At 51.9% G+C, this 26,313-nt stretch carries 21 protein-coding genes and 1 other annotated feature; of the genes, 5 read left to right on the top strand and 16 right to left on the bottom strand.

Features of this window, described 5'->3' with window-relative positions; genetic code table 11:
* Positions 1–132: 132 nt before the first annotated feature.
* Entirely contained in the window at positions 133–714 is a 582-nt protein-coding gene (locus tag DFP95_RS00375) for a DNA-3-methyladenine glycosylase I (RefSeq protein WP_115990564.1), read from the bottom strand.
* A gap of 135 nt (positions 715–849) precedes the next feature.
* On the opposite strand from DFP95_RS00375, the gene DFP95_RS00370 reads away from it, so the two are divergent.
* From DFP95_RS00370 to DFP95_RS00360, 3 genes are read left to right on the top strand one after another with little or no spacing between them, the layout of a single operon-like run.
* Complete coding sequence (locus tag DFP95_RS00370) at positions 850–1,665, top strand: ABC transporter ATP-binding protein (protein WP_115990562.1); 816 nt, start codon at positions 850–852, stop codon at positions 1,663–1,665.
* Positions 1,662–2,471: an ABC transporter permease gene (locus tag DFP95_RS00365; protein WP_115990561.1), complete on the top strand. Its 810-nt coding sequence runs from the start codon at positions 1,662–1,664 to the stop codon at positions 2,469–2,471. The genes DFP95_RS00370 and DFP95_RS00365 overlap by 4 nt, the downstream gene beginning before the upstream one ends.
* 8 nt (positions 2,472–2,479) lie before the next feature.
* Entirely contained in the window at positions 2,480–3,262 is a 783-nt protein-coding gene (locus DFP95_RS00360) for an ABC transporter permease (RefSeq protein WP_115990559.1), read from the top strand.
* Here the strand turns inward: DFP95_RS00360 and DFP95_RS00355 are convergent.
* From DFP95_RS00355 to hemE, 8 genes are all read right to left on the bottom strand, one after another.
* A complete protein-coding gene (locus DFP95_RS00355) occupies positions 3,257–5,479 on the bottom strand; it encodes an ATP-dependent helicase (RefSeq protein WP_115990557.1) in 2,223 nt (740 codons plus the stop codon). The two genes, DFP95_RS00360 and DFP95_RS00355, sit on opposite strands and share 6 nt — an antisense overlap.
* 24 nt (positions 5,480–5,503) lie before the next feature.
* Positions 5,504–7,228: a proline--tRNA ligase gene (locus tag DFP95_RS00350; protein ID WP_115990555.1), complete on the bottom strand. Its 1,725-nt coding sequence runs from the start codon at positions 7,226–7,228 to the stop codon at positions 5,504–5,506.
* A 925-nt stretch (positions 7,229–8,153) separates the two neighbouring features.
* Positions 8,154–8,663, bottom strand: coding sequence for a molybdopterin-guanine dinucleotide biosynthesis protein B (gene mobB, locus DFP95_RS00345; RefSeq protein WP_181907190.1), 510 nt, complete (start codon positions 8,661–8,663; stop codon positions 8,154–8,156).
* A 20-nt stretch (positions 8,664–8,683) separates the two neighbouring features.
* Positions 8,684–9,952: a molybdopterin molybdotransferase MoeA gene (locus DFP95_RS00340; protein ID WP_115990551.1), complete on the bottom strand. Its 1,269-nt coding sequence runs from the start codon at positions 9,950–9,952 to the stop codon at positions 8,684–8,686.
* Positions 9,952–10,593: a molybdenum cofactor guanylyltransferase gene (gene mobA / locus DFP95_RS00335; RefSeq protein ID WP_115990549.1), complete on the bottom strand. Its 642-nt coding sequence runs from the start codon at positions 10,591–10,593 to the stop codon at positions 9,952–9,954. The genes DFP95_RS00340 and mobA overlap by 1 nt, the downstream gene beginning before the upstream one ends.
* Before the next feature lie 434 nt (positions 10,594–11,027).
* On the bottom strand, positions 11,028–12,539 hold the full coding sequence (gene hemG / locus DFP95_RS00330) for a protoporphyrinogen oxidase (protein ID WP_115990547.1): 1,512 nt from the start codon (positions 12,537–12,539) through the stop codon (positions 11,028–11,030).
* A gap of 1 nt (position 12,540) precedes the next feature.
* On the bottom strand, positions 12,541–13,485 hold the full coding sequence (gene hemH / locus DFP95_RS00325; RefSeq protein WP_115990546.1) for a ferrochelatase: 945 nt from the start codon (positions 13,483–13,485) through the stop codon (positions 12,541–12,543).
* Positions 13,482–14,537 (bottom strand): uroporphyrinogen decarboxylase, encoded by a 1,056-nt coding sequence (gene hemE, locus DFP95_RS00320; protein ID WP_115990544.1) that lies wholly within the window; start codon positions 14,535–14,537, stop codon positions 13,482–13,484. Before hemE ends, hemH begins: the two co-directional genes overlap by 4 nt.
* 185 nt (positions 14,538–14,722) lie before the next feature.
* Here hemE and DFP95_RS00315 point away from each other — a divergent pair, with 185 nt between their 5' ends.
* Positions 14,723–15,931: an MFS transporter gene (locus tag DFP95_RS00315; RefSeq protein WP_115990542.1), complete on the top strand. Its 1,209-nt coding sequence runs from the start codon at positions 14,723–14,725 to the stop codon at positions 15,929–15,931.
* Positions 15,932–16,059: 128 nt separating this feature from the next.
* Here the strand turns inward: DFP95_RS00315 and tyrS are convergent, their stop codons facing one another.
* Entirely contained in the window at positions 16,060–17,316 is a 1,257-nt protein-coding gene (gene tyrS / locus DFP95_RS00310; RefSeq protein ID WP_115991298.1) for a tyrosine--tRNA ligase, read from the bottom strand.
* 87 nt (positions 17,317–17,403) lie between these two features.
* Positions 17,404–17,634 (bottom strand) — a binding site (T-box leader).
* Between the two features lie 398 nt (positions 17,635–18,032).
* On the opposite strand from tyrS, the gene serS reads away from it, so the two are divergent.
* On the top strand, positions 18,033–19,319 hold the full coding sequence (serS, locus tag DFP95_RS00305; RefSeq protein WP_115990540.1) for a serine--tRNA ligase: 1,287 nt from the start codon (positions 18,033–18,035) through the stop codon (positions 19,317–19,319).
* Positions 19,320–19,387: 68 nt separating this feature from the next.
* Here the strand turns inward: serS and DFP95_RS00300 are convergent, their stop codons facing one another.
* From DFP95_RS00300 to DFP95_RS00275, 6 genes are all read right to left on the bottom strand, one after another.
* Complete coding sequence (locus DFP95_RS00300) at positions 19,388–20,344, bottom strand: ABC transporter ATP-binding protein (RefSeq protein ID WP_115990538.1); 957 nt, start codon at positions 20,342–20,344, stop codon at positions 19,388–19,390.
* On the bottom strand, positions 20,337–21,368 hold the full coding sequence (locus DFP95_RS00295; protein ID WP_115990536.1) for an ABC transporter ATP-binding protein: 1,032 nt from the start codon (positions 21,366–21,368) through the stop codon (positions 20,337–20,339). The genes DFP95_RS00300 and DFP95_RS00295 overlap by 8 nt, the downstream gene beginning before the upstream one ends.
* A gap of 13 nt (positions 21,369–21,381) precedes the next feature.
* On the bottom strand, positions 21,382–22,296 hold the full coding sequence (locus DFP95_RS00290; protein WP_115990534.1) for an ABC transporter permease: 915 nt from the start codon (positions 22,294–22,296) through the stop codon (positions 21,382–21,384).
* 3 nt (positions 22,297–22,299) lie between these two features.
* Entirely contained in the window at positions 22,300–23,229 is a 930-nt protein-coding gene (locus tag DFP95_RS00285; protein ID WP_115990533.1) for an ABC transporter permease, read from the bottom strand.
* A 149-nt stretch (positions 23,230–23,378) separates the two neighbouring features.
* Positions 23,379–25,067 (bottom strand): peptide ABC transporter substrate-binding protein, encoded by a 1,689-nt coding sequence (locus DFP95_RS00280; RefSeq protein WP_115990531.1) that lies wholly within the window; start codon positions 25,065–25,067, stop codon positions 23,379–23,381.
* Positions 25,068–25,605: 538 nt separating this feature from the next.
* On the bottom strand, positions 25,606–26,247 hold the full coding sequence (locus tag DFP95_RS00275) for an O-methyltransferase (protein ID WP_115990529.1): 642 nt from the start codon (positions 26,245–26,247) through the stop codon (positions 25,606–25,608).
* Positions 26,248–26,313 lie beyond the last annotated feature (66 nt).

The following is a 26,313-nucleotide window of genomic DNA, read 5'->3' as shown; positions in this document are numbered from 1 at the left end:
GGAGGAGGTTCTGAGCGGATCGATAAGCACGGGAAAGATAATCTTAACTTACTCTCCATTATAAATTGACGGGAGGACCATCATAAGTTGTAATTCCCATTATAGGGGGATAAAAATGGACAGTGGTGTTACTCAAGCTTGCGGTAACCCCATCCCGTCGTTCGCGGCATGATCGCAATCCATCGTGTGGTCGTTAACCAATCCGCAAGCCTGCATATACGCATAACAAATCGTCGAGCCGACGAACTTGAAGCCGCGCTTCTTCAAATCCTTGCTCATCGCATCCGATTGAGCCGTCGTTGCAGGTACTTCGCCCCTGTTTCGCCAACGATTCCGGATCGGCTCACCGCTGACGAATCGCCAGATATACGCGTCGAAGCTGCCGAATTCCTCGACCACCTTCAAGAAACTTCGCGCATTCGCGATCGCCGATCGGATCTTTAAGCGATTGCGGATAATCGAGGCGTCTTCCATTAATTCCGTCACCTTAGCCTCGTCGTATTCGGATACCTTGCGCGGATCGAATCCGTCGAAAGCCCGACGATAACCCTCTCTTTTTCTCAGCACCGTATACCAGCTTAATCCGGCTTGAGCCCCTTCCAATACGAGAAACTCAAACAATTCGCGGTCATCGTGAACGGGAACGCCCCATTCGCGATCATGATAATCCATATACAACGGGTCTTCGTTGACCCAAGCGCAACGTGCTGGCATCCTTCTCCTCACTCCTTACTAAGTATCTAATGTTATAAGCCTATACGGCGCGCAAAATTTCCTATTGACATCGCTTGCAAGAAAATGTTACCTTCTTCTTCCTTTCGCTTTTAATCCATTCAGGAGGATACGCAATTGATAACGGTCAGCGGTATCAGCAAAAGCTTCAAAGTGGCTCAGAGGACTTCAGGCGTGAAAAGCGCCGTCAAAGCTTTGTTCCGAAGGGAGTATACGGAGGTTGCGGCTTTAAACGATATTTCGTTCTCGATAGCGCCCGGAGAAATCATCGGTTACATCGGCCCGAACGGAGCCGGCAAATCGACGACGATCAAAGTCATGAGCGGAATACTCGTACCGGACCGGGGAAGCTGCTCGATTATGGGTTACACGCCTTGGCTGGACCGCGTCGCTTACGTGAAGAACATCGGCGTCGTGTTCGGACAACGGTCGCAGCTCTGGTGGGACGTCCCTGTCATCGACTCCTTCGAGCTGCTTAGGGACATCTACGACGTGCCGCAGCCGGAATACGAGAGCAATCTGAAACTGCTAACGGAAACGCTTGATCTCGAAAATATCATTCGAACGCCGGTACGACAATTAAGTCTGGGTCAGCGAATGCGCTGCGAGATCGCGGCCTCTCTCCTCCACAGTCCCAGCATTCTTTTCCTCGACGAGCCGACGATCGGCCTCGACGCCGTCTCCAAAATCGCGGTCAGACAATTCATTACCAGAATCAACAAGGAAAAAGGCGTAACCGTCATTCTGACCACCCACGATATGAACGACATCGAGGCGCTCGCGAATCGGATCCTCCTCATCGGTAAAGGAAGTCTGCTATTCGACGGAGATCTGAACTCTCTTCGCGACAAATACGCGGACGATTCCCGGACAGGCGTTTCCTCGATAGAAGAAATCGTCGTTCGGATGTACGAGGAGTACCAAATCTCATGAGGGCTTACGTATCGGTATTCCGGCTGCGACTCGCTAACGGACTTCAATATCGCTCAGCCGCTCTCGCCGGCATCGCGACGCAATTTTTCTGGGGCTTCATCATCATTATGGTATTCCAGGCATTCTACGCCCAAGCCCAATCGCCCCCGCCTCTCTCTCTCTCTCTCTCTCAACTGATCACCTATGTCTGGCTTCAGCAAGCGTTCCTCTCTTTCATCATGCTTTGGTTCCGCGATAACGAGCTGTTCCAGCTCATAACGTCGGGCAATATCGCTTACGAGCTCTGTCGGCCGAACGGAATATACGGCTTCTGGTATGCCAAGCTGCTTGCTCAACGCCTGGCGAGCGCCGCGTTACGATGTTTTCCGATTCTCGTCGTCGCGTTATTCTTGCCGCAGCCTTATCGCTTGGTTACTCCTGCCGATCCGGCGACATTCCTTCTATTCGTCGTGACTTTAACGTTAGGCCTATTGATTTTAGTATCCATATCCATGCTCATCTACATTTCTACCTTCATTACGATGTCGGCCGCGGGTTCGCTGCTCATGTTCGGAGTGTTGGGCGAATTCCTCGCCGGCGTGGTCATCCCTATACCGCTTATGCCGTCTTGGCTCAAGTCTATCGTATATGTACTGCCGTTCCGGTTAACCGCCGATCTCCCGTTCCGCGTCTATTCCGGCCATATTCCGAAGTGGCAAGCGCTGGAGCTCATCCCGCTTCAATTGCTTTGGCTTGCGGCGCTGATCGGATTCGGAAAATACGCGATGGGGAAAGCCCTGCGCAGAGTCGTGGTACAAGGAGGTTAAAAGCGAGAATGCGATTGTTCGGGAAATACCTGCTTATTTTGTTCAAATCCCAAATGCAGTACAGCACTTCATTCTGGCTGCTGTCCTTCGGCCAATTCTTCATCCCGTTCTCGGTATTCGCGGGCCTTTACTTCCTCTTCGAAAGGTTCGGCCAGATCCAAGGCTGGGATTTCTACGAAGTCGCTCTCTGCTTCGGCGTAATTCATATGGCATTCGCCATAAGCGAATGCTTGGGCCGCGGCTTCGACACGTTCTCGGGACTCGTGGCGAACGGGGATTTCGACCGCTTGCTCGTTCGGCCGCGAAGCACCGTCCTTCAAGTGTTAGGCTCCAAATTCGAATTCACCCGAATCGGACGGTTATTGCAGAGCTCTATGGTATTAGTCTGGGCGGTTAGCCGGATCGACGTGGATTGGACGTTCGCCAAAGCAATGACCTTGCTCTTCATGATCGTAAGCGGCACCTGTATTTTCGCCGGTATATTCATCCTGATGGCGACGATGTGCTTCTGGACGATCCAAGGACTGGAAATCTCGAGCATCTTCACCGACGGCGGAAGGGAGATGGCGCAATATCCGTTGAACATCTATCAGAAGTGGGTAACCCGCTTCTTCACGTACGTCATCCCATTCGGGTTCGTCAATTACTTACCGTTATTATTCATTCTCGGCAGAACCGAGGGAAATCCGCTTCTCTACGTATTGTCGCCTCTCGCAGGCTGCGCGTTCATCGTTCCGTGTTTGCTTTTGTGGCGTTTCGGAGTAAGACGCTATCGGTCAACGGGGTCATAACGGCTCCAGCAATCCCATTTCGAGGCAAATATTTACCGAAAGTCTTTTCGTTTCGGACGGGAATCGAATTTCGACGCTGTCGCCGTCCAAGAGAACGATTTCTCCTCCTCCGAACACGCGGTGCTGTACCCTTTTTCCCGCTTCCAGCTTATCGATATCTTTGATCGCATTCGGATTATAAGGAACCGAGGGTTTGGCATCGCGGCGAGTCTTCTTCCCCTCGGGCGGCTTGATCGGAATTTTCTCGGCTTTAGGCGGATCCTGGATGTCGCGAATAGCCGTCACGAATCGGGAAGTCTGAACGGGCTCCCCGTCTTTCTTCTTATAGGAGAGCAGCTCCAGACGTTGCTTGGCCCTCGTCATCCCCACGTAGAATAGGCGAACGGCTTCCTCCATGTCGCCGGGCTGATCGTTCTCCAGCTTCTTGTTATCGTCGTTAGAGGGTATGACTCCTTCGACCAGGTCGATCATATAGACGGACGAAAACTCCAACCCTTTCGAGCTGTGCAGCGTCGATAGCGTAATCGCGCTGCCGTTCTTGTTGAATTTCGACTCCTTCATGTTCTTCTCCAGAAATTTCAGACGCTTCGCGAAATCCTCCATCGTATCGAGAGGCTCCGCGATTTCCTCGAGCGTGTTCAATATCCCGACCAAGTAGTCCTTGCGGAAACCGAGTCGCTCGCACATTTTCTCGATGGCCTTGTCGTAACCGAGCTTGTCCCGAATCGTCCGGATCGCTTGCAACGGTCTCGCTCCTTGCATAAGAACGATCGTCTCTTGCGCGTTCTGCAATTGTTTGATTTGATACTCCTGCAAGGCAACCTTCTGCAGCAACGTATCGAAGACTGATTCCCCCGCGCTAAGCTCCGTTAAGGCGGCCATCTGCTGTTTGGTGATGTATCCGTTGAATTTCGTATGGATTTTCTCCAATATGTCCGGACGCTTGTCGTTGAAGGTCAACCGCATAAAGTTCAGCATATCCTCGACGACCCAATGGGAGAAAAACCGGTTATCCCCATCCTTCATGTAGAAGGGGATTCCCGCTCTCTCCAGCGCGTTCATCAGCATGATAGAAGAGGAGTTGTTGCGATAGAGCACGGCTACCTCGTTATAATCCGCGGCGTCCTTGATCTTCTCCACGACGTAATTCGCTTGAACCCTGTAGTCCGGCAGCTCGGTGATCGCGACGGGAGAATGCTTCGGGTTCAACGTGAACATGTTCTTGTCGTAGCGGTTTCTATTGCGTTTAATAAAGCGGTTCGCCGCGTCCACGATGTTCGGAGAAGAACGATAATTTTGCTCCATCTTCAGGATGGCGGCATTCGGATAGACCTGTTTGAAGTCGAGCAAATATTGAGGCTCGGCCGCTCTCCAGGCGTAAATGCTTTGATCGTCGTCCGCCACGACGCATAGGTTTCCGTGCTTTCGGACCAGCTTCTCGATGATGGCATGCTGCACGAGCGACGTATCCTGGCTTTCGTCCGTCATGACGTAGTCGTATCGCTTTTGATATTTACCGAGTAGGACGGGATCCTCCGCCAATGCCTCGTTGGCGATCGTGAGCATATCGTCGAAATCGACTAGCAAGCGGGGAGTACCCGACTGCTTAAAGCTCTCGTATTCCTTGAAAATCGACTCTGCCTTAGGTACGTCGCATTTGGCTTCCGACAATCGGTCCATCGGGATGAGCTTGTTCTTGATAAAGCTGATGTAACCGGTCAATTCCTCCATCTGATCGTCCGTAACGTTGTCGCCGTTGATTCGTTTGTAGATATCGCGCAGGATTCTTGTTTTGTTTATTGGAGGCTCGGACGAGTAGGAGCCGTCGTTGTCCGCTTCGGAATTGCTCTCGATCATCCGGTAAGAAAGATTGCGACTCTGAAAATGCTCTCTTACGACCTCGAAAGCCAAGCTATGTATCGTAGAGAAGTCGGGTTTTTCATGGGAAAGCGACGGGAAAAAGCGATTGAACCTCTCCTTCATGTCCAGCGCCGAAGCGCGGCTGAACGTGACCGCTTTAATGCGGGAAGAGCGCACTCCCATCGCTTCGATCAAGTATCCGATTCTCATGATCAGCGTCGTGGTCTTGCCTGAGCCCGGCGAAGCCAAGAGCAGCAAGGCCCCCTCGGTCGTCATGGCGGCTTGCTGCTGAACCTCGTTGAGGGCGACGTTGATTTCCGTCTTTTTGCGGGTAAAAAAATCCGTTTGCGATGTCATGCTGATGCCCTTTCCCAATCCATGCTATCTGTTGCCTATCCAGTCCTTTACTTTAACATAAACGTCCTCTATGTTCACCGTTTCATTGTCGCCGTCCTCGCGGAGCTTCAGCTCGACCAAGCCCTGGTTGGCTAATTTGCCGACGACGATTCGAATCGGAATCCCCATCAAGTCCGAATCCTTGAATTTGACGCCGGCTCTCTCTTCCCGATCGTCCAGTAGCGTTTCGATCCCCGAAAGGCGCAATCGCTCGTACAGTTGGTTCGCAAGCTCCGATTGAAACGGATCCTGAGCGGAAACTGGCACAACGTGTACTTGAAACGGCGCGATGGCGATCGGCCATTTCATCCCCTCTTTGTCATGATTCTGCTCTACGATCGCGGACATGAGGCGCGATACGCCGATTCCATAGCAGCCCATGATGATGTTCCGGGTTAAGCCGGCTTGATCGGCAAAGGATGCGTTCAGCTTCTCGCTATATTTCGTGCCGAGCTTGAACACATGGCCGATCTCGATCCCTTTGGACAAATTAAGCGTTCCTTCGGCGCATTTCGGACAAACGTCGCCCTCGACGACGTTGCGGAAATCTCCGGCATGTTCGATAGGAAAATCCCTTCCGGACTGAATATGCCTGATGTGATAATCCTTCCGATTAGCGCCGGCGATCCAATCATTCTCGTCGTTCGCTACCGAATAATCGACCAACACCTTGACCGCAAGGCCAATAGGGCCGGCAAAGCCCGACGGAGCTCCGGTAACGCGTTCAACGGTATCCGCATCCGCTATGACAGCCGTTTCCGAGCCCAAATAGTTCGTAAGCTTGATTTCGTTGACCTCATGGTCGCCTCTGATGAGAACGGCAACGACCTCGTCTCCCGCTTGATAGATCATCGTCTTCAACAATCGCGAGCTCGGCACGTTTAAGGAACGGACCAATTGCTCGATCGTTCGTATACCGGGCGTATGGAAGATTTCGGGCTCGGGCTTCGCGCTCGATTCGACTGAGCCGTCGAGAGCGGACAATCCCGATACCGACTCTGCCTTCTCTATGTTCGCCGCGTAATCGCAATGGGTGCACGATACGATCGTGTCCTCTCCGATATCGGCGAGAGCCATGAATTCGTGCGTGCCGCCTTCGCCGCCGATGGAACCGGCATCGGCCTCCACTGCCCGATAGTTCAGACCGACGCGATTAAAGATACGTATATAAGCCTCGTACATGCTTGCGTAGCTTCGGTCCAAACCTTCCCAGTCCGCATCGAACGAATACGCGTCCTTCATCAGGAATTCTCTGCACCGGAGCAATCCGAACCTTGGGCGCCTTTCGTCTCGGAATTTGGTTTGGATTTGATAAAGGGTGAACGGCAGCTTACGATAACTGTTAACCTCGTTACGGACTAACGCCGTCACTACTTCCTCATGGGTAGGGCCGAGCGCGAATTCCCGGTCATGGCGATCCTGCAATCGGATAAGCTCCGGTCCGTAGACCGAGGAACGTCCGGATTGTTCCCACAGCTCGATCGGCTGCATGGCGGGCATAAGCATTTCCTGGGCTCCGGCTTGATCCATCTCTTCCCTAATAATCTGATCCAGCTTGCGCAGGACTCTCCAGCCCAACGGCAAATACGAATAGACGCCGGCCGCCAGCTGTCTAATATAGCCGGCCTTAAGCAACAATTGATGGCTCGCGGCTTCTGCATCCGCCGGCGCTTCCCGATAGGTCATGGAGAACAATTGACTTTGCTTCATAGGGAACGTTACCTCCTCGTTTCATGTTTAAAGCGCGAAAAAGCACACTCGCCAGGGACGAATGTGCTCGTGTTACCACCCTAAATTCGAATGTCCGGAACCGCCGGACATTCCTCGATCGGATAACGGGATATCCCGGTAACGGATACTTCTTGTTCTCCGCTACGGCTCGCAAGGCGGGGAGCAAACCAACGTGTCGCGAAACCTCGCATCCTAGGGTTTCTTCTCTGGAGCGACAAGTAAGGAATCTCATATCCTCGGTCAAAGCCTGTGTGTATAGAAAGATCGGATAAGTTTCAGTAAATTTACACCCATCGCCGCTCTATGTCAAGCTTCAACTTTGAAGCTATCTCTGCCTGCTTTGGGAAACCCAGCCGAGTTAGCGAAGGAACTTAGCTAATTCCACCTGCTCCAGCCCAAGCCAGCCGAGTTAGCGAAGGAATTTAGCTAATTCAAGCTGCTCCAGCCCAAGCCAGTCGAGTTAGCGAAGGAACTTAGCTAATTCCACCTGCCCAGCCCAAACCAGCCTAGTTAGCGAAGGAACTTAGCTAATTCCAACTGCTCCAGCCCAAGCCAGCCTAGTTAGCGAAGGAATTTAGCTAATTCAAGCTGCATCACCCCAAGCCAGCCGAGTTAGCGAAGGAATTTAGCTAATTCCAACTGCTCCAGCCCAAACCAGCCGAGTTAGCGAAGGAACTTAGCTAATTCCACCTGCCCAGCCCAAACCAGCCTAGTTAGCGAAGGAACTTAGCTAATTCCAACTGCTCCAGCCCAAGCCAGCCTAGTTAGCGAAGGAATTTAGCTAATTCAAGCTGCATCACCCCAAGCCAGCCGAGTTAGCGAAGGAATTTAGCTAATTCAAGCTGCTCCAGCCCAAGCCAGCCGAGTTAGCGAAGGAACTTAGCTAAATTTAAACTGAGTCGGATTAGCCAAAAAGCGGAATTAAATGCTTAATTAACGAATCATAGGAGTGAACGTCCGGCTGCAGAAATAAGGGAATATCGCGAGCCTGCGCATCCGTTTCGATTCGGGCGTTCGTCTCGCGATAACATGCAGCGATGACGTTGGGAAGACTTAGAAGAGCGCTATCCTCTTCGCTTCTTAGGAGAACGACCTTCGGATACGAGGCTGTTTTGAAGCCTTCGATAACGAGGTAATCCAAGGATTTCGCTTCCATCTGACACACAAGCTGCTCGATTGTCGATGACTGCTCCTCCACCCATGCCGTCCGGCTTGGCGATGTAATCGCGGTCACGCATGCACCGGCTAAGCGATGTTGCCAAGTATCCTTCCCGGGAATGTCCGGCTCGAAGTCGTGCGAGTCATGCTTAAGCGTCCCGACACGGGAGCCCGCGGCGGATAACGTTCGGACGATTTCGCACGACAACGTCGTTTTCCCCGCGTTTTTATACCCGACGATTTGAATGACGCGCATGCCGCTCCCCCTCCGTTCGCTTACCATTTCCAGGCCGTCACGAGCCGCCCCTTCTCCAAGCCTTCCTTCAGCGGGGGAATTTCGATGAGACAATCCGCATTTACGATCGTCGTCATGAGGCTCGATTTGTCGTCTCCCGTCGGAATTACCCATACGCTACCCTCTCGCAGGTCCGTACGGGCTCTAATGTATCTGCGGTACGCGTTGACTTTCGGATAATCCGCGCCAAGGAAAGCCTGAAACGAGGACAATGCGGGCCTTTGCTCCTTCTGCATGGCTTTAAGTGCAGGAGCGACGAATAGGTGAAAACCTACGAAACAAGCGCCGGGATTGCCCGAAAGCGCCACGATTAGCTTATCGTGCAACACGGCCGCCGTAGTCGGGCTTCCCGGCCGAATGGCGACTTTATTGAAGAGCAGTTCGATATCCGGATCCGCAAGCACGTCGACCATGATATCGTAGTCGCCGACGGATACGCCACCGGACGTAATCGTGATATCGCAGCGTTGCAGTTCTCTCCTTAAGAGTGCTTGGGCCTCGTCCGCGTCGTCCGGCACTTTGCCGAGTAATAGAGGCTCACCACCGCATTCCCTCACCATCGCGGCTAGCATCGATGCGTTGCTATTGCGAATTTTCGCGGGTTTAAGTTGCTCCTCGACCTCAAGCAGCTCGCTGCCCGTCGATAAGATCGCGACGCGAGGGCGTCGAGCCACGGCAACCCGCGAATGCCCGCATGAAGCCAGCAGCGCCGCCTCGCCCGGTCCGATCGTTTGACCGAGAGGCAGCAGTCTTTCTCCCTCTTGAATCTCGCAGCCGATCTCCGCGACATTCAATCCTGCAGGCACGCTTTTTCCTATTCGCACTAACGGTTGCCCATTCCCTGCCTCAGACGAAACGGTCATCTCCAGCATGACGACGGCGTCAGCGCCTTCCGGCACCATGCCCCCGGTCATGATCCGCGCGGCCTGACCCTTCGCGATCGAAAAGACCGGTTTCTCTCCGCTCGCTATCGATTCCAATACGGTTAACATAACGGGTGAAGCAGAGGTTGCCTGGGTCAAATCTTCCGCCCGAACAGCGTAACCGTCCATTCCGGATCGGCGGAACGGGGGAAACGGATGCGGGGCGACAAGAACTTCGCCAAGTTTCCTCCCCCAAGCATCCGCTAACGTAACCGACTCCGAAGGAAGCGGTTTTACTCGATCCAGAATGAGCTTCCGAGCCTCTTCGGCCTGCAAAGCCTTTCTGTTGAATCGATCTAATCTATTGTTATCGACAAGCGGTCTCATCAAGATTTACTCCTTTGTACGCCCTCGTCATCCGGGAATAACGACTTTACTCGATCGTATTGCTCGGGGGTATCGACATCGTCGGAAAAAGCAACGGCAATGCCATGTTCCGCAAACTCGGCTTGCTCTACTTCGATGCAGCTAAGACGTTCTAGCAGATCTAGCAATTTGCGATGGCCGGAGGCAAGCAGCGCACCGGCAATAGACGCCGCTTCCTTCCGGTATATCCCGTGCAGCGGCTGCGTTCTTCCGTTTATATTCGGCACGGAAGCTTGAAACGATCCTCTCGTCATCCGCTCCATTAGGAAGTCCGCCGCCTTACCGTCCAGCATCGGCTGATCGCAGCCCACTATCCATACGTAAGGCCGGGTTGCCGCGAACAATCCGGCGTGTAAACCCGCTAAAGGACCCTCGCCTACGTATTCGTCGCTGTCGCCAATAAGCTTCAGCTCTTTAACCGCGCTAAGTCGGAATAACAAATCATCGTCATTCGATACGACGATGATTTCATCCGTCCATTCTCTTGCTATCCTGAGCTGACGTTCGATAAACGTTTCCTTGTTCAAGAGGAGGAGAGCTTTATTCACGCCGCCCATGCGACGTCCCTGCCCTCCTGCCAGAATAACGGCAGTCTTGTCCACGTCGCCTCCCCCTCCTCTTGTCTTCTCGAGAATGTACCTATCGTTTCATTTTAGTCCGATGTCAGGTTCCATGACAACTATTCTTGTCTTTACTGGCCTATATGAGTTAACTCAATGCTCGGACGTTGCAGCTCTGAGTGACATAGCAAAAGTATAGCGGTGTAAACATTCTACTTCGATGCAAATGGACTCGCTTGGTCGTAATAACTATGAATTTCATTCTACTATGCCAAATTAAGACCGGTAGCAAGCCGAGTGGCACCAAACTACGATTAATAGCATCGCTATTGAGCTCAACCTTTCAACTGAGGCATTATTAGCGATGAATTACATTCCACTTAGAATGGTAATGGATTCGAATCCCAGAATAAGGCAACAGGCTGCCCGATGATCGATAGATCATCAAAGACAGCCTGCCCCGAGTCGCTTATGAATTATCTCGATAAAACGGCTTCGGCAGCCCCTTTACCTTGCGCGACGCAATCGGGCAATCCCACTCCTCCGAAAGCCGCACCCGTTACGATGACGCCGGGAAGCCTGGAGCCCAAGCTTTCGCGCAAAGCCGCGATTGCATCTAAATGTCCGACGGGGTACTGCGGCATGGAATGACGAAGCCTGGTGATTTCAGCGAATTCCGGCTTCGCGGATAATCCCGTGAGCTCGAACAGCTCACGTTGCACGACCGCGGAGAGCACCTCGTCGCCAAGCTCGACGCCCTTCTCGTCCCCCGACCTGCCGACATAACAACGAATGAGACGTTTGCGTTCGGGAGCCGTGTGCAGCCATTTGGACGAAGTCCAAGTGCTCGCGGTGATGTGTCTATGCTCCCCGCGCGGAACGAGAAAACCGGAACCGTCGAGTTGTTGATTAAAGCCCTTCTCATCGTAAGCGAGGACGACGTTAGCCACCGAGACATAGCGTATATTCGTAAGCGCGGATACGTCTACATGCGGTGAAAGCAATTGCGACGCAACGTAAGCAGGCAAAGTAACGACTACGTCGTCCGCCTCGAAGATCGTTTCGTCGGCCAACGTTAATCGATAAACGTTTCGATGTTCGTCGGTTAACGCTTCTCCGGGAACGACCTCGATAAACTCGACTTGCTCTCCGAGACTGATCTTTACGCCTTCAGCGACCAGTCGGGCTTCCAGCGCTTCGATGACCGTGGACAACCCGTTCCTGAACGTCATGAATACCGAATTCGGTTGCTCGGTGGAATCATGCACGGGCACTAGGCCCGCGGAGGCATCGGATGCCGTCCCGCTTGATTTCGCCGGTTTATTCCCGGCATCGGTAGCCGCCAGCTGGGCTGCCCTCGTTCCCGCTATCAGACTTCCGTGCTCCCGCACCATTTTCTCGAACTGCGGGAAGGTAGATCGGAGACCTAAGCGATACAAATCTCCGGCATGAATACCGGCGAGCAGCGGTTCGAATATTCGCTCGACCATTTCCCTGCCCATCCGTCGTTCGAGAAAATCCCCCACCGTCTCGTCTCCTGAAAACTCGCCGGCCGGAATATTCAAATCCTCGAAAGCCCGGAGCTTTCCTTCCTCGGACACCAGCGCCGTCTTCATGAATTTATCCTTATCGGTCGGGATCCCCAGCGTCATTCCTTGCGGCATCGGAAGGAGACGGCCGTCCAACGCGATATACGTGTTCTTGGCGGCCGGATTCGTTCCGGTCAGCTCTCCGTCGATGCCAAGCTCCCGGGCAAGCTCGATCATCGGCAGCTTCCTTGCCAGGAACGAGTCGGGACCGCGCTCGATCACATACCCGTCCCTACGTAAGGTGTTCACCTTGCCGCCAAGCCGGATAGAGCTCTCGATAACCGTTATTTCGATATCTTCTCCGCGCTCCTTCGCAAGCTTGGATAAATAAAAGGCGGCGCTAAGGCCGGTTATTCCGCCGCCTAGCACCGCCACTCGGCGAATCGTTCCCGTCTTCATATTAATTCGCCCTCCCGTTCGTCAACCCGATTACGGAATCGGCCAAAGCCGCCATGTATTGCGAATCGTCGTTGAGCATTCGGATGCGCTCCAACCGGATACCGCGCTCTTGCGCGAATTTCCGGGCTTCTATGTCGATGTCGAATAGCACCTCGAGATGATCCGAGACGAAGCCGACCGGCGTCACGAGCACGTTCTTGATTCCTTCGTCGCTAAGACGTCCCAGCGTCTCCAGAATATCGGGTCCAAGCCAAGGCTGTCCGGTTTGACCGGCGCTTTGCCACGTGAATTGCCAATTCTCCACTCCGGCGTCCTTGGCGACAGCGCCCGAAGTCGCCAACAACTGATCCGCGTACGGATCGTTCATCTCCAGAACTTTCGCGGGCAGGCTGTGAGCGCTGAACAAAACCAACGTATCCGCACGCGCTTCGCCGAACCGATTCAATCCTTCGACCACTCGGGTGCTCAGAGCCTGGATCAGCTCCGGATGCAAGTGGTACTCCTGGACGGACTTAAACGAAATACCGTGTTTCGCCGCTTCGTCTTGCGCTCGTTTCATGTAACCGCCGACGCTCATGACGGAATATTGCGGAGTGAGAACGATTCCGACCGCTTCCTTGATCCCGTCGGCCGCCATCGCCTCGACGCCGTCCTCGATATAAGGGGAAGCATGCTTCAGCCCTTGGTAACACTTGTAAGCGCCATCGCCCGCGATTTCGTTCAGCTTTTGCTGCAAAGCCTCCACCTGAGCGTTCGTATTCTCGCGAAGCGGGAACACTCCCCCTACGATGGAACGGTAACGGCTCGTCAAATCTTCGAGCTGCTCCGCGGTCGGAGGATGTCCTCTGCGAATATGAGTATAATACGCTTCTACGCCTTCCAAGCTTTCCGGCGTTCCGTAAGACATGACCAATACGCCGATCGTTTTCTCCCGCGCTTGGCTCATGCCTTCACCCCCGAGGAGATCTTCTCTTCGCTATAAGAGTGAACGAAATCCGTAAGTAGCTTAAGTTTTTCCAAGGAAGCTTCCGGGTACAAACCATGCCCGAGGTTAAAAATAAAACCGGGCTCCTTCATTCCGTCGTCAAGCAATCGACGTGCATGCTCGTGAATGACTTCGGACGGTGCCGTCAACACGTACGGATCAAGATTCCCTTGGATCGCGAACTTGCCGCCCGTGCGGCGCCTTCCTTCCGATAGCGGAACCCGCCAATCCAATCCGACGACGTTAGCCTGCAAATCCGTCAGATGCGGAAGTAACTCGCCCGAGCTCACTCCCGGAAAATAAATTTTAGGCGTATCCAGATCGGATAAGCTTGAGAAAATACTCTGTACGTGAGGTAGCACGAACTCTTTGAAGTCATGGGGCGCGAGAGAACCGACCCAGCTATCGAACAATTGCACCGCTTGGGCTCCGGACTGAATATGCGCGCGCAAATAAGTCGCTGCCATGTCGGCCAGCTTACCCATCAGGTTGTGCCAAATCTTAGGCTCGCTGTACATGAGCGCTTTCGTTCGAATATAGGACTTGGACGGGCGTCCCTCAATGATGTAGCTCGCTAGCGTGAACGGCGCTCCCGCGAACGTAATGAGCGGAACGGTCAACTCGCCGCGCAGAATCTTGATCGTATCGAGTACGTGCGATAGATCTCGCTCTACGTCTATCGGTTTCAATCGCTCGATATCGCCGGCACTGCGAACCGGATTGTGAATAACGGGGCCGACATCCTTGACGATATCGAAATCGATTCCGATCGAAGCTACCGGATTCATGATGTCTGAATAAAGGATAGCCGCGTCCACTCCCAGCTTGTGAACGGGCAATAGCGACACTTCGGCTGCAAGCTCGGGAAGCTTGCAAATTTCAAGCAGCGTGTGCTTCTCTTTTATTTTGCGGTAATCGGGATCGTAACGTCCGGCTTGACGCATATACCACGCGGGTATCCGTTCAACTTCCTCGCCCCGGCAAGCGCGCAAGAACAAATCGTTTTTTAACATTAGGTAGGCCTCTTTTATATGACGGATTAGCTTTCATTGCTTTCATTATGCCCCTTTTGAACCGTCCGAACAACCTCGCACCCGCGCTCGAGTATGACAATAGTTTGACAATGCTGTCATTAAGCTACCTTTTCTCCTTGTGCTATACTGACTATACTTAAGAACGGTAGGGAAAGGAGCAGCAGATGCAACGCTGGAAAGTGAATTTATACGTACTGATGGGCGGCAGTTTCTTGGTCATGGCGGGAATGACGATGATCATCCCCTTCCTCTCTTTGTACCTGCAACATGATTTAGGTTTAACCGACGAGCACGAGATCGGGTTATGGGCAGGCTTTATTTTCGCGGCGAATTTCGTGACGGCTTTTATATTCCAACCATTGTGGGGCAAGCTTTCCGACAAATACGGGCGTAAAATGATGCTCCTGAGATCCGGCTTCGGAATGTCGATCGTTATGGTGCTGATGGGTTTCGCGACGGAACCGTGGCATTTGCTCGCTTTGAGGATGCTTAACGGAGTGATCTCCGGTTACATGCCGGCGGCAACGACGCTTGTATCCGCTACGACGCCTAAGGACAGAATGGGATTCGCCATGGGAACCCTGCAGTCCGGAGGCACGGCCGGAGCGATACTGGGGCCCTTTTTCGGAGGATTGCTTGCGGACAGCTTCGGGTATCGTCCGATTTTCTATATTACGGGTTCTTTATTGTTCCTCGCGTCGACGATTTCCTGGCTACTGGTCAAGGAAAACTTCGATCGAACGGCTGCCGCGCTCAAGAAACAAGTAAGCGTGCTTCGCGGATTCCGGGATTTGATGGTCATTCGTCAGCTTCCGGTTCTACTCTCGATTACGTTCCTTATTCAGTTCGCGATGCTTAGTCCGATGCCGCTGATTCCGCTCTACGTGCAGAAGCTGCACGGAACTTCGGAGAATCTGGCTTTCTATGCAGGGTTCGTCGGCTCGGTGACGGGGATATCCAATATGATCTGCGCGCCTCTGCTCGGCCGTTTGAGCGACCGTATCGGATCTAAGCGAATACTGATCGTTTCCCTAGCCGGCGCGGCTGTCATGCTAATTCCGCAAGCTTTCGTCCATTCGGTCGGCCAATTGCTCGTGTTCCGCTTCCTTCTCGGTTGTTTCATGGGCGGCTTGATTCCGACCGTCAACTCGCTTATCCGCCGGCATACGCCGGACGGGATGGAAAGCCGGTCTTACGGCTTTAACAGCAGCGCTCTTAGCCTGGGCAACATGATGGGACCTATCATGGGCGGAGCTTTATCGGGTTACTTCGGCATCGAGGGGCTATTTATCTTGTCGGGCGCGTTGCTCTTCGTCACTTGCGCTTGGGCGATGCGAGCTTTGCGGGTTAAGAAGCTCGAACCGACCGTATAAGTAGGGTGGTTCCGCTATCCGGCAACTTCAAGTGCGGTCGCGGTCTATAGTGCCAAAAGCGAAAATCCTACAACCCACCATGACGGTGAGTTGTAGGATTTTTGTTTACGTTCATAAACCCGCTATTTCTATTCAAAACGAACCAGGAAGTAATTTTTCTTGCCTCTGCGCAGCACGATGTATTTACCATGTAGCCGCTGTTCCTTCGTGATTACGAATTCGAGGCCGGTTTCACGCTGTCCGTTTAAGTAAACGGCGCCGCTTTCGATATCCTGACGGGCTTGACGACGGGAAGGAGCCGCGTTCGTCGCGATCAGCAAATCCATCAATGGGATTTCCTCTTCGTTTACTACCGACGTCGGCATATCTTGCAAAGCTTCGACCAGTTCGGCTTCGCTAAGCTGAGTAACGTCGCCGGAGAACAAGGCTTCCGTGATCTTCTCTGCGCTGGCGACCGCTTCCTCGCCATGCACGAGACGCGTCACTTCGCGCGCTAATTCGCGCTGTGCCGCACGCTTCTCCGGACGCGTCGCAAGCTCCGACTCCAACTCCGCAATACGGTCGCGGTCCAAGAACGTGAAATATTTAAGGAACTTAATCGCGTCGTTATCGTCGGTATTGATCCAGAACTGGTAGAAGGCGTATACGGAGGTTTTATTCCTGTCGAGCCATACCGCCCCGGATTCGGATTTGCCGAACTTCTTGCCGTCGCTCTTCGTTACGAGCGGGAACGTCAAGCCGTACGCGTTGCCTCCGCCCATCTTGCCGATAAGATCCAAACCGGCTGTGATGTTGCCCCATTGGTCGCTTCCGCCGATCTGCAGGGAACAACCATGATCCGCAAGCAGCCTGTAGAAGTCGTAGGACTGCAGGATCATGTAGCTGAACTCGGTGAACGATATGCCATTAGCCAGCCGCGAATCGACGGAATCCTTGGCAAGCATGTAATTGACGGTGAAGTGCTTGCCGATGTCGCGTAGGAAAGTGATAATGTCCAGCGGAGCGATCCAATCGTAGTTGCTGACCAGCTTGGCCCCGCCCTCGTCCGAATTGAAATCGAGGAAACGCGAAAGCTGCCCCTTCAGCCTCTCCGTCCATTCCGCTACCGTGTCCGACGTGTTCAGGGAACGTTCCGTCGAACGACCGCTCGGATCGCCGATCAAACCGGTACCGCCGCCGACGAGCGCGATCGGATTATGCCCCGCTAACTGAAAATGGCGCAGAAGCAAAACCGGAAGCAAATGTCCGATATGCAGGCTGTCCGCCGTCGGATCGAAGCCGCAGTATAATACGATGCGTTCCTTGGCCAGCTTCTCTTGGAGCGCTTCCCGATTCGTCGTCTGATGGATCAAACCTCTGTATTCCAACTCCTCCAACAAATCGATTAAAGGGTTAGTCGTCGCTTGCTCGCTCATCGTAATCTCTCCTTTTTATGCTTGCATGGAATCAAAAAAGACCCGTCTCTGTCTATAGACAGGGACGAGTCATCGCGGTACCACCCTAATTGAAAACGCGCCAAACGCGTTCTCCACTCTTGCCGGATATCGGCCGACGGCCGTCTTGACCTTCCGCGCGCGAGGGCGGTTTCGGTTCAAGATGCTCCGGGACGTAATTCGCGTTTGCTCGTGTACCGGCTTGCATCGACCGCCGGCTTTCTGTAACACGGGTAACGAACGCTACTGGGTTCCCTTCCTCGCAACTATTCATTTGTATTACTTTATAACATTTCGAATTCCCCGTGTCAATGGGCGGGCGGGGAACCTCTTATGGCGATCGATTTCCGCGCACGAAGTCTTCTTGCCATCTTCGCTTGATTCCTATTGTTAACTCGCCTGCATTGCGCTATACTAACTCAAAATGAATGACCGCCATCATGCCTATGAAGAGCATCCAACTCGGAGGCGTTCCCGTCAAGGAGAAACACGGCAGCATGCTCACACTCTCCCTAAGTTAACCGTAACCGCACGTTACAGCGGAACTAAAGAGGATCGGACAGCTCATCTGTTCGGTCAATTTGGGTGGCACCGCGAGTATAAACGCTCCTCGTCCCATAAAGACGAGGGCGTTTTTTGTATTTTCCAAGACAAAGGAGCGCGGTGTCATGTTGGACATGAAGTGGGTAAGAGAAAATCAAGAGGAAGTACAAACGGCGGCGAATCGGAAAAGGATCGACGTGTCCGTGGCGAAATTAGCGGAACGGGATGACGAACGACGACTTCTGCTGGCTTCGGCGGAAGGGCTTCGGGCTTCGAGAAATAAGCTCTCGCAGCGGGTCGCCAGCTACGTTAATCAAGGTACATCCGCCGATGTCGAGCCCATTAAACAACAGGTCAAACAGATCAACGAAGCTCTCGCGGAAACGGAGCTCCGGCTACATGAGGTCGAGAAGCAATGGACGGAGCTGATGATGCTTCTTCCGAATATCGTTTCGGCGGATACGCCTCTCGGCGACTCCGATGAAGACAACGTCGAGCTGCGCCGGTTCGGAGACCCTGCAACGCCGGGGTTCGTTCTTAGGGACCACATCGCCTTGGGAGAGATGCACGGGATGATCGATATTTCCCGGGGAGTAAAAACGGCCGGGACCCGCAATTACTATCTCAAAGGCGCAGGCGTTCTCTTGCATCGCGCCGTTCAGCAATTGGCGATCGATCTGTTGTTAGCTAAAGGCTTCACCCTGCTAGAAGTACCTTTAATGGCTCGTCCGGAGGCTATGCGCAATACCGGCTTCTTCCCCCTTGGCGAGGACCAGTGCTATCTGCTGGCAGATGAGAACAAATGGCTTGTCGGAACATCGGAGGTTCCCCTCGTTTCTTACTATTCCGGGGAGATCGTGCAAGTAACCGATCCGATACGCCTCGCCGCAGCCTCCGTCTGTTTCCGCAGCGAGGTCGGTTCGACCGGCAAAGACGTTGGCGGGCTTTACCGCGTCCATCAATTCGCCAAAGTCGAGCAAGTGATTATTTGCGAAGCAGATCCAGCAGAATCGGAGAGAATCCTCAACGAAATTACCGACAACGCCGAGGAAATGCTGCGACTCCTTGAACTTCCTTATAGGGTCATGGCCGTATGCGCGGGAGACATGTCGCAGAAAACCTATAAGCAATACGACATCGAAACCTGGATGCCGAGCAGGAACGCTTACGGGGAAACTCATTCGTCGTCGAACCTGCTCGATTTTCAAGCTAGGAGGTCGAACATCCGCTATCGCGACGCGTCGGGACGGCTACGGTACTGCCATACGCTTAATAACACCGCCGTGGCCAGCCCGAGGATCCTCATTCCGCTGCTCGAGAATCATCAAGCCGAAGACGGATCAATCTATATCCCCGATGCCTTGCGTAAGTACATGAACGGCGCGGAACGACTCTACCCCGAGAACGGATAATACGCTGCGCATAATAAAAAGCCCCCAACCGATCGCTCGGTTTGGGGGCTCTCTTGCGATAATACCGATTAGAGCAAATGACAAGCCGCGAAATGACCCGGCTCTACTTCCTTGAACGGAGGCATCGTAGCCGCGCACTCAGGCATCGCATGAGGGCAACGGGTCCGGAAAGGACAACCGCTCGGCGGATTAAGCGGACTTGGGATTTCACCCTGTAGAATAACCCGTTTGCGTTGCTTCTGAAGATCCGGATCCGGAATCGGAATCGCGGAAAGAAGCGATTGCGTATAGGGATGAAGCGGTTTGGCATTCAGCTTATCGGAAGTGGCCACTTCGACCAGCTTTCCAAGGTACATAACGCCGATACGGTCGGAGATATGTTTAACCATCGCCAAGTCATGCGCGATGAATAAATAAGTCAACCCGCGATCTTTTTGCAGCTTCTTGAACAAATTAACGACTTGAGCTTGCACGGAAACGTCCAACGCGGAGATCGGTTCGTCCGCGATAATGAACTGCGGTTCGATCGCAAGAGCGCGGGCGATCCCGATCCGTTGACGTTGGCCGCCCGAGAATTCGTGCGGGAACCGGCCTGCATGCTCCTCGCTCAACCCGACGTCCCTCAACAGCTGGCTTACGCGTTCCTTTTTCTGCTTGCCGCTATATAAGCCATGAATATCCATGCCTTCGGCAATGATCTTGCCGACGGTCATTCGAGGATTGAGAGATGCATACGGATCTTGGAATACCATCTGCATATCCCGATGGAATTTTTTCTTCTTATCGCCGGACATCTTGTGAATGTCTTCGCCGTTAAACAGAACTTGTCCGCCCGTAGCTTCGTAAAGGCGTATTATCGTTCTGCCCGTCGTCGATTTACCGCAGCCCGATTCGCCGACTAAGCCGAACGTTTCGCCGCGTTTGATGGAGAAATTCAAACCGTCAACCGCTTTAAGCACGCGTTCGCCGCTTAAGTTGAAGTGTTTCTGCAGGTTTTTGACCTCTAAAATATTATCCTCAGCCATTTGCTCTCCTCCCTGCTTCGATCGGCATTTCTACCTTCGGAGCATCCGGATGCAACAACCAGCAAGCCGAGCTATGCTCCGCGGACACTTCGAAGTGTTCGGGATCGATCTCTTTGCAAACTTGCATCGCATAAGGACAACGAGCAGCGAATGCGCAGCCTACCGGCGGAGCGTACAAATCCGGCGGGGTGCCCGGAATAGAATCCAGCTCGTTGTTCTTGTCGCTATCCAACCTTGGAACCGAACGCAGAAGTCCCCACGTGTACGGATGCCTTGGATTGTAGAAAATATCGTTCAACGTTCCGCGTTCCACCACTTTGCCCGCATACATGACGACGACATTATGAGCCATTTCGGCTACGACGCCTAGGTCATGCGTGATCAGAATGATGGAAGTATCGGTTTTCTTCTGAATATCGCGAAGCAAATCGATGATTTGCGCTTGGATCGTTACGTCGAGCGCCGTCGTCGGTTCATCGGCGATCAATAGCTTCGGATTGCAAGCAAGCGACAACGCGATCATAACCCGTTGACGCATCCCGCCGGAAAGCTCATGCGGATATTGATGTATGCGCTCATCGGCGTTAGACATCCCTACCAGTGTCAGAAGCTCGGCAGCGCGGCGCATAGCTTCGGCTTTCTTCACCTTCTCGTGCTTACGAATGCCTTCGGAGATTTGCGCTCCTACGGTCATCGTAGGATTCAGGGAAGTCATGGGATCTTGGAAAATCATCCCCATCTCATTGCCGCGCACGTGTTCCATCTGAGATTCAGACATCTTGGTGATTTCGTGCTTACCGTCGAAAAGGATCGAAGACCCTTCTTTGATATAGCTCGGCGGGGTCGGAACCAATCTCATGATCGTTTGGGCGGTTACGGATTTGCCGCAGCCGGATTCCCCTACGATCGCAAGAACTTCTCCTTTATGCAAGCTGAAGGAGACGCCGCGAACCGCCTGAACTTCACCGGCATACATTTTGAAGGATACGCGTAAATCTTTAACCTCGAGTATGGGCTTAGCCATTCGGCACTCCTCCTTATTTTCTCATTTTCGGATCAAGAGCATCTCGTAGCCCGTCTCCGAGTACGTTAAAGCTAAGCAAAATCAAGCTGAATACGATCGTCGGGAAAATGATCCGATGCGGTTGATATCTCATGTAATGAGCGCCGTCATTGATCAAATTGCCAAGCGAAGCCATTGGCGGGCGTATACCTACGCCGATGAAGCTCAAGAAGGATTCGAAGAATATCGCCAAAGGGACGATAAACGTGATTTGTACGATAACGAGTCCGATAACGTTCGGAATCAAATGCTGCAAGATGATCCTCGCCGGTTTAGCCCCGAGTGTACGCGCAGCCAGGACGAATTCCTGTTCCTTGACCAGCAATATTTGCCCCCTAACCAGACGAGCCATACCGACCCATCCCGTTAAGGCGTAGGCGATAATAATCGACTTCATGCCCGGCCCGAGGAAAACGATAAGGATAATCGCCAAGAGCAGCAAGGGAATGGAATAAATGATCTCGACGATCCGTTGCATCGCGTTATCCACTTTGCCGCCGAAATAAGCGGAAATACCGCCGTAAAGCACGCCGATGACTAAATCGAGCGCCGCGGCCACGAGGCCGATGAATAATGAAATACGCGTGCCCCACCATACGCGGGTCCATAGATCCCGACCGAAATCATCCGTGCCGAAAAAATGAGCCCATGAAGGCTTAAGATCGATGTCCTTCAAGTATTGGGTTTCGTAATCGAACTTGCTTACCATTGGTGCGACGACGGCTAGAACCGACAGCAGAATCAGAACGATCAAGCCGCCCATAGCCAGTTTATTAGATCTCAAACGCCTCCAAGCATCCTGCCAGTAAGTAAGCGATGGACGCACGATGGATTCCGCGTTTGTCGTTTTCTGAGCCGGTTGAAACTTGTCTTTAGATATGGTTTCCATCGTTTACCTCCTCCCCGACATGCGAATCCGTGGATCGATAAGACCGTATGCGATATCGGTTAGGAACATCACGACAATAAGGATTGCCGCATAGAAAACGGTGAGTCCCGTAATCATCGTGTAGTCCAATGTCGTGATTGAGCTAACGAACTGGTATCCCAAGCCCGGAATGACGAACACCGTCTCGACTACGAGCGTACCCGTAATAACGTTAACGGCGATCGGTCCGAGAATGGTCACGATCGGAAGGATTGCATTCCGAAGCATATGTCCCGTTACGATCTTACTTGTTGCCAGGCCCTTCGACTTAGCCGTCTTAATGTAATCCAAGCTGGAAACTTCAAGCATGGAAGCGCGCATCATCCGTGCCAATATGGCAATCGTTCCGAGCGATAATGCCAAAGCCGGCAATATTCTGTGCTCGGGACCTTCCCATAATCCCGGAGGAAGAATGCCCCACTTATTACCCACGTACAAAGACAACAGCGGTGCCACAACGAAGGAGGGTACCGAAATACCGACCAAAGCGATGAACATCGAGGAGTAATCTTGCCACTTATTATGCTTCAGCGCGGCAATGATACCCAATAACAAACCGATAATGATAGCTACGACGAGGGACTCGATTCCGAGCTCCAAGGAAGCCGGGAAAGATTGCTTGATGACTTCAATAACCGTTCTCGTAGGAAATTGATAGGACACGCCCAAGTCGCCCTGAGCGACATTGCCCAAATACTTTAAATATTGCTGCCATTCCGGCTTATCCAACCCGTATTGCGCCTTAAGTATGGCCAAGTTCTCTGGAGGAAGCTTCGCGGCCATCTCGCCGAAAGGATTTCCGGGCAGCAATTTCATGAGAAAAAAGGTGGCCGTAATAATGACCCATAGTGTAATGATCATATATATAAACCGACGCAACACGTATTTCAGCACGATGAATCCTCCTTTCAGGTTTGAATAATTTTCCTATACCCTACAATCAACATGAAAGAAGCCGTTCTAACAACGGCCTCTTTCATGGATTGTTAGTTGTACTGAATGTACTGCATTAATCGCTTCTTAATCAATGGAACTTTTTGTAATTACTTTATGGAAGTCCATTTCAATTCAAAGTCAGGACCGTATGGAGGCAAGATCAAGCCTTGTACTTTTTCCTTGACCAAGAATGGCGAGGAACGGAAGTACACAGGGAAGATCGCAGCTTCATCCATCAGGATTTTTTCTGCTTGCTTCAGGCTCTCGGCACGTTTTGCAACGTCAAGCTCTTTTTGAGCGCTCTTAACCAGTGTATCGTACTGGTCGTTTTTCCAATCTTGCGTGTTGAAGGAAGAACCGGAGATGAACATATCAAGCCATGTCATCGGGTCATTGTAATCGGCGCCCCATAGCGAGGATACGATCGTGTAGTTTTTGCTAAGTTCTTTTTCAAGACGCGTTGCATGCGGCAACGGTTCCGTTGCAACATCGATGCCCAGGTTCGTTTTCCATTGGGAAACGAGGAACTCAAGCATTTTTTTGCCTGTTTCGGTGTCATCGCCCATTACCGTCAATGCAGGAAAGGAAGCCACGCCTGCTTCTTTCAAGCCTTCGGCAAGCAATGTTTTCGCTTTTTCAACATCGAAAGCAACTTCCGTGTCGCCTGCGACTTGGCGGAATTCCGCGCCGTTACCATCGCTATTGCCGTTCGGTACATAACCGGTCGAAGCTACGGATCCGTTTTTCAGAACCGTGTTCACGAGGCCTTCGCGATCGATCGCCATGCTCAACGCTTGACGAACTTTAACGTTAGCGAACGCAGGAACTTTAGTTTGCTGGAAGTTCAGGTAACCCGTAACCAACTCGCTCTTGCGGACGAGCTCGGGTTTGCCTTCGTAAGGTTTCATTTGATCGCCTTTGATATCCGCATAATCCGTCTTATTGGATTCATACAGGTTCAAGCCGGTCGCCGTATCTTTGACGATGTTCAAAGTTACTTTGTCCAATTTGACGTTCGCTGCATCCCAATATTTCGGGTTTTTCTCAAGAACAAGTTGTTGCTCGTGATCCCATTTCGTCAAGACGAAAGGACCAGCGCCGAGCACTTTATCCGCATCCGCGCCGCTCTTGTCGCCTTGCGCCGACACGAACTTCTCGTTTTGCGGGTAGTAGTTCAAGAACGCCAATTGGCCCGTGAAGAATGCCATTGGTTGCTCAAGAGTAATTTCAAGCGTAGTGTCGTCGATAGCTTTAACGCCGAGAGCTTCTTTAGCTGCTTTCAAGGAAGCTTCGTCTTTAGCGTCTTGAACGGCTTGACCGCCCTTAACCCAAGTAAGGATGAAAGCATAAGAGGCTTTAGTGGCCGGATCTAACGTTCTTTGGTAAGAATATACGAAGTCTTTAGCTGTCAGTGGCGAACCATCAGCCCATACAAGACCGTCGCGCAATTTAATAGTGTAAACCGTACCGTCATCGGAGATCTTAGGAAGTTCCGCCGCAAGTGCCGGTTGTGGATTCATATCTTTGTCCAAACGATACAAGCCTTCGCTAACAGCACCAAGAATGGTGAACGACGCGGAACTCTCAGCAATCGATACGTCCAGTGCTGGAGGATCGGCACGGTAGTTCATGACCATTTCTTGTTTGCTTCCGGTGCCCGAACCCGTAGTAGCGGAACCGGATGCCGAACCGGACGGTTCGGAGCTTGCGCCGTTATTGTTGTTACCGCAGGCCGCCAGTAGCGTTCCTGCTAACGTGACTGCCATCGCAGCCGTGAAAATCTTCTTGAATTTCATTCTGTTGCCTCCCCAGTTTTTTATTGACTATCATTGCTGGTATGCATAATTTCTATGCATCTTTTGCAGCTTTGCCAATAGTCAGATTGTAAATCAAGCATTTCCAATTCCCGCCGATAACTGCACTCTTAAATGTTTTACCCATTCGCCAGTGTTTGAAATTTACAGGAACATTAGAAATAGTACTATCAATGTTCGGTTTCTGCAATGAGAGTTTATGGGAGAGTGAGATAATCTAACACCAAATGTCATAAGTCATGACTCGAAAGTGACAGAAAACGCTTACTTTTTCGATTATTAATTGATGATTTCGTATAAACATACATCGAAATTGATCGAAATGTAATAATGATATTTTAAAAATGAAATTATGTTCAATTTTTATCCATATAGTTCTAATTTTAAGATGGAGATGGGATTTAATTTAGTATAAAACTAACTAAATTTAAATTTCTCTCACATTATTAATATACATAAGCAAAAAAAGCACTCAGGTTAGCTGTAAACAGCATCCAAAAGCGCTTTTATTAGGTCTTAATTACTTATTTAAGTTGATTTTAGCAAGAGCCAAGCCATCGAATGCGGGCAAGTGCACGCCCATTAATCTTGAATCCTGAGCGATTAATCGATTAAACTGTCGAATAGCAAGCACGGAAGGCCCCTGTTTGTTGTCGTCGATCGTTTTTCCGCGCAATAACGTATTATCCGCGGCGATAATCGCTCCTTCGTTCGCTAACGCGATGCAAGCTTCCAAGTAGTTCGGATAATTTTCCTTATCGGCGTCTATAAAGAAGAAATCGAATCTGTTATCCTTAAGGGCTAACTTGTCCAAGCTTTCCGAAGCGTCTCCTACCAAATACTCCGCTTTGCTCCCATGACCCGCCGCCGTCATGTTATCTTTCGCGATATCCGCATATTCCTGCTTCAGCTCCAGAGATATCAGTCTGCCGTCCTCCGGCAAACCTCTCGCGAGGCATATACCGCTGTATCCACCTAAAGCTCCGATCTCCAGAATCGATCGCGCGCCGGTAATCGCGACAAGGAACGTAAGCAAACGTCCATACCCGGCAGCTACCGATATTTCCGGCATCCCTGCTCTTCGAATGCTTTCGACTACTCTTTCGAGATCGGAATCCCTTCTATATAAGTCGTCGAAATACTGCTCCGGTAATATCGTCACCGTATAACCTCCATTTCGCTCGTCCATGTCTAAGACGGGCTATTATTATCCTTTCATTTTACCACA

It is taken from the genome of Cohnella lupini, assembly GCF_003386205.1.
Taxonomy (GTDB): Bacteria; Bacillota; Bacilli; order Paenibacillales; family Paenibacillaceae; genus Cohnella; species Cohnella lupini.
The sequence above is the reverse complement of the archived record's forward strand: the minus strand, read 5'-3'. Positions and strand labels throughout refer to the sequence as shown.